Source organism: Actinoplanes sp. NPDC048791 (genome assembly GCF_040650095.1).
Taxonomy (GTDB): domain Bacteria; phylum Actinomycetota; class Actinomycetes; order Mycobacteriales; family Micromonosporaceae; genus Actinoplanes.
The window spans coordinates 1-4,970 of sequence record NZ_JBEZGQ010000637.1 but is presented as its reverse complement, the minus strand read 5'-3'; the positions used below and the strand labels follow the sequence as shown (position 1 = coordinate 4,970).

Annotated in this window: 4 protein-coding genes; 3 read left to right on the top strand and 1 reads right to left on the bottom strand. The window is 71.2% G+C overall.

The window, feature by feature from the left end:
- Together AB0C29_RS33280 and AB0C29_RS33275 are read left to right on the top strand one after the other, a co-directional pair.
- Nucleotides 1–1,048, top strand: a 1,048-nt coding sequence (locus AB0C29_RS33280) for an NPCBM/NEW2 domain-containing protein (protein ID WP_360828706.1), incomplete at its 5' end; no start/stop codon positions are given.
- A gap of 101 nt (nucleotides 1,049–1,149) precedes the next feature.
- Complete coding sequence (locus AB0C29_RS33275) at nucleotides 1,150–2,577, top strand: amino acid permease (protein ID WP_360828703.1); 1,428 nt, start codon at nucleotides 1,150–1,152, stop codon at nucleotides 2,575–2,577.
- On the opposite strand, the gene AB0C29_RS33270 is transcribed toward AB0C29_RS33275, so the two are convergent.
- A complete protein-coding gene (locus tag AB0C29_RS33270; RefSeq protein WP_360828701.1) occupies nucleotides 2,561–3,043 on the bottom strand; it encodes a GrpB family protein in 483 nt (160 codons plus the stop codon). The genes AB0C29_RS33275 and AB0C29_RS33270 overlap by 17 nt on opposite strands.
- Nucleotides 3,044–3,128: 85 nt before the next feature.
- Here AB0C29_RS33270 and pepN point away from each other — a divergent pair.
- On the top strand, nucleotides 3,129–4,970 hold a 1,842-nt coding region (gene pepN / locus AB0C29_RS33265), incomplete at its 3' end, for an aminopeptidase N (RefSeq protein ID WP_360828698.1).

Below are 4,970 nucleotides of genomic sequence, written 5' to 3'. Positions count from 1 at the left end.
GACCACCTGGACGGTACGGGCGCCGGACGGCACCGCCGCGGGCGACTATCGGCTCACGGTGTCCGCCCACTACCGGTGGGGCCGGCGGACCGCGACGACCTCCAGCGTCCTCGTAGCCACGGTCGTCACGCCGCCGCAAGCGGGCCGGCGCGCGCTGAGCAAGGTCCTGGCCTACTCCACCGCGAACGGCCTGGGCCCGGCCGAACTCGACCAGAGCAACGGTGGCGCCGGGATCGGTGACGGCAACCTGATCACCATCGGCGGGCGCTACTTCAACCGGGGCATCGGCACCGCGGCACCGAGCGAGATCGTCTACTACCTGGGTGGCGACTGCACCCGGCTCGTCACCCAGGCCGGCGTAGACGACGAGGCCCCCGCGTCCGGCCCGGCGACCTTCACCGTCTACGCCGACGACACCGTGGCGGCCACCAGCGGCCCGGTGAGTTCCGGGGCGGCGCCGGTGACGCTCGACGCGGATCTCACCGGCGTCCGGTGGCTGCGCCTGGTCACCAGCGGGACGGCCGGCACCCGTACCGACTGGGCGGATCCGGTGCTGACCTGTGGTGACGCCGGCCCCGGCGATCCGGTGCTGCCGGTGCGGCAGACCATCTTCTCGTTCGAGGACGGCACGGACGGCTTCACCACCGCCAACCCCGGGACCGGGGGCAGTGTGGCGCAGTCGGCCACGTTCCACACCGACGGGACCTCCGGCCTGCGGGTCGAGACCCCCGTGCCGGGCAACTGGTTCGGCGCGCCCGTGCCCGCGTCGCTGGACCTGAGCGGGCGGTCCGGGCTCGCGTTCGACCTGCGGACCGAGGACGTGGGCAGCGTCGGCGAGATCGCCGTGCAGGTCGGTGACGCCCTGACGTGGTGCCAGGCCGGACGCTGGGCGTGGACGAACCCGCACTCCAGCCGGACGGTCACCGAGTCCTTCGACGACATCGAATGCCCCTCCGGCGTCACCCTCGACGTCAGTCAGATCCGGGTGGTGTGGGTCTTCCTCAACACCGGGGGAGTTGTCCACATCGACCACGTCCGCGCCGAATGACATCTACTCCCGTGGATGCTTTTTGATCGCCGACGTGGTACTCCGGTTCTAGAGGCGGCCCATCGGTGGGACGCCGTGGCGTACTCCACGAGGAGGGGGCCATGACTACGACACCGGAGTTCGGCCGCGGATCGGGAATCTTCCGTCGCAAGCCGGTCGAAGAGATCGCCGACGAGGGAGAAACCGGCCTGTCCCGCACGCTCGGACTGTGGCAGCTGACCGCCATCGGGGTCGGCGGCATCATCGGCGCCGGCATCTTCGCGCTGGCCGGCGCGGTGGCCAACGAGACAGCCGGGCCCGCCGTGCTGATCTCGTTCCTGATAGCCGGCATCGCCAGTGCCGCCGCCGCGCTGTCGTACGCGGAGTTCGCCGGCATGATCCCGAAGGCGGGCTCGGCCTACACGTACGGCTACGTCGTGCTCGGCGAGATCGTCGGCTGGTTCATCGGCTGGGACCTGCTGCTGGAGTACATCGCGATCGTGGCGGTGGTGGCGATCGGCATCTCCGGCTACTTCGGCTTCCTGATGGGCGAGCTCGGCGTGGACCTGCCCGCCTGGATGCTGGGCGCGCCCGGCAGCGGCGACGGGCACGTGGTGGACCTGTTCGCCATGGTGTTGTGCCTGCTGATCGCCTTCCTGCTCAACCGGGGGATCAAGGCGGCGGCCCGGTTCGAGACCGCCGTGGTCGTACTCAAGATCGCCGTGGTGCTGCTGGTGGTCGTGGTCGGCTTCTTCTACATCAGGTCGGAGAACTACCGGCCGTTCTTCCCGTTCGGCGTCAGCGGCGCGATCACCGGCGCCGCCACCGTCTTCTTCGCCGTCTTCGGCTACGACGCGATGAGCACGGCCGCCGAGGAGTCCCGCGACGCCAAGAAGCACCTGCCCAAGGCGATCATCTACTCGCTGGCCGTCTCGATGGTCCTGTACGTGCTGGCCACCCTGGTGCTCACCGGCATGCAGAACTACCGCGAGATCGACCCGGAGAGCGGCTTCTCCTCCGCGTTCGCCTCGGTCGGGCTGTCCGGGCTGGCCGACGTCATCGCGGTCGGCGCGATCATCGGCATCCTCACCGTCATGTTCACCTTCATGCTCGGCGTGACCCGCGTCTGGTACGCCATGAGCCGGGACGGCCTGCTGCCGGCCTGGTTCGCCAAGGTGCACCCGGTGCGCCGGGTGCCCAGCCGGGTCACCTGGATCGCCGGCGTGGCCTCGGCGATCATCGCCGGGCTGCTGCCCATCCGGGAGGCGGCCGAGCTGACCAACATCGGCATCCTGCTGGCCTTCGTCGTGGTGTGCGTGGCGGTGATCGTGCTGCGCTACCGGCGCCCGGAGCTGCCCCGCTCGTTCCGGTTGCCCGGCATGCCGGTGATCCCCGCGCTGGGCGTGGTCTTCTCCATCTGGCTGATCACCTTCCTCACCCCGACCACCTGGCTGCGCTTCGCGGTGTGGTTCGTGATCGGCCTGATCGTCTACTTCGGCTACAGCCGCCGGCACTCCAAGCTGAACGAGCGGGTCACCGAGGGTCCATGAGCATGTCGAAGAAGGCGGACTTGCGCTGCTCGTACTCCTCGGGGCGGTCCCGGTGCCGCAGCTTCATGGCGTTGTAGGCGTCGACCAGAGCGGGATCCGCAGCGAGCAGTTCCCACCCGCGGCGGAAGCGGATGTCGTGCTCGGAGCCGACCGGTGTCACCGCGACGCCGGTCGGCAACGGCGCGCCCGGGACCTCGAACGTCGCCAGCGACTCCTGCCAGATCTCCGGATGCACCACCGCATAGATCTCCCGCAGGGCGGCGACGGCCGCGCCGAACCCCGCCGCGGGCACCCGAAGGTGCAGGTCGACGTCGCCCTTGGTCAGGGCGGCGGGCACGGAACTGCCGCCGACCAGGACCAGCTCGTGCTCGCCCAGCCGATCCGCCAGGCGGGCCCGCTCGTGGCCGAGGATCGCCCGGGCCGTGCCGATGACCTCGGCGGCCGGCCGCAATTCCGGTATCTCCATCGCACCGATCCTGCCGTACCCGCTTAATGGGGCGGAGGTTGCGGCGGGGTGCTCCTACCATCGGGGGGATCCTGGAGGAGGACCATTGCCGACCCGCAGCCTGACCCAGACCGAGGCCGAGACCCGCGCCGCGCTGCTCTCGGTCGAACGGTACGACATCGCCGTCGACCTGACCGACCTGCCGACCGGGCCGCACGTGCGGTCCGTGTCCACGGTGACCTTCACCTGCCGGGAGCCCGGCGCCCGGACCTTCGTCGACTGTGCCGCCGAGGTGGTGGGCGCCACGCTCAACGACCGGCCGCTCGCTCCCGCCGCCGACGGCCGGATCGAGCTGGACGGGCTCGCCGCCCGCAACGTCCTGCGGGTGGAGAGCGTGCAGGCCGACACCACCGAGGGCGAGGGCGTGCACAAGGCTGTCGACCCGGCCGACGGCGAGGTGTACGTCTGGATGTCGTTCGAGCCGGACGAGGCCCGGTACGTGTGGGCGTGCTTCGACCAGCCTGATCTCAAGGCGCCGCACGGGTTCACCGTGACCGCCCCGGCCGGCTGGACCGTGACCAGCAACTCCGGCTCCGGCCACGCCCGGGTGCAGGAGCTGGGCGACGCCCGCACCTGGACGTTCCCCGACACCCCGGCGCTCTCGCCCTACAACACCGTCATCAACGCCGGCCCGCTGTACGAGATCCGGCGCGAGGTCGACGGCCGTGACCTGGGCCTGTTCACCCGGCGGTCGCTCGCCGCGGTGCTGGACCGCGATGCCGACGAGATGTTCACGCTGACCAGTCAGGGCCTGGCCTTCTACGGCCGGGTCTTCGGGATGCCGTTCCCGCAGCGCACCTACGACCAGGTGTTCATGCCCGAGTTCGGCGGGGCGATGGAGAACTACGGCTGCGTCACCTGGTCGGACGTCTTCCTGCGGCGCAGCACGCCCACGCCGGCCGAACGGGGGCTGCTCGCCCGGGTGCTGCTGCACGAGATGGCGCACATGTGGTTCGGCAACATCGTCACCATGCGCTGGTGGGACGACCTCTGGCTCAACGAGGCGTTCGCCGAGTTCGCGTGCCACTGGGCCGCGGTGAGCGCCACGGCGTACACGGACGCCTGGGCGGCGCATCTCGCGGCGGAGAAGCTCACCGCGTACGTCGCGGACCAGGGCCCGACCTCGCACCCGATCAGCCTGCCGATCCGCGACGTCGCGCAGGCGGCGTCGATCTTCGACGCGATCACCTATCCCAAGGGTGCCTCGGTCCTGCAGCAGCTCATGACTTATGTCGGCGAGGACAACTTCGCCGCCGGCATGACCGCCTACTTCGCGCAGCACGCCTGGGGCAACACCACCCTGCAGGACCTGATCGACGCGCTGGGCGCGGCCGGCGGGCGTGACCTGAACGCCTGGCGCCGCGGCTGGCTGGAGACAGCCGGGACCGACCGGCTCACCCTGGAGACGGACGGCGACGACGTGGTGCTCGTGGGCCGCGGTCCCGCGGGTGACCCGCGACCGCAGGTGGTGGGCGTGGGTGCGTACCGCCGTGACGGTGACCGGCTGGAGCGGACCGCGCTGGTCCGGGTCGAGGTGCAGGGTCCGCGTACGCCGGTGGCAGTGCCCGCCGGGGCCGACTTCCTGCTGGCCAACGACGACGACCTGACGTTCGCGACCACCCGGCCGGCCGCCGGTGACACCGCCGGGCTGCTGGCCGCGGCACCCGCGCTGCCGACCGCCGTCTCGCGTGGCGTGGCGGTGGCCACGGTCTACGACATGCTGATCGGGGGCGAGATCGCCGCCCGCGACGCGGCGCGCTGCGTGCTGGACGTGCTGCGCGTGGAGACATCGGCGGACGGCGACGACGTGGTGCTCGTGGGCCGCGGTCCCGCGGGTGACCCGCGACCGCAGGTGGTGGGCGTGGGTGCGTACCGCCGTGACGGTGAC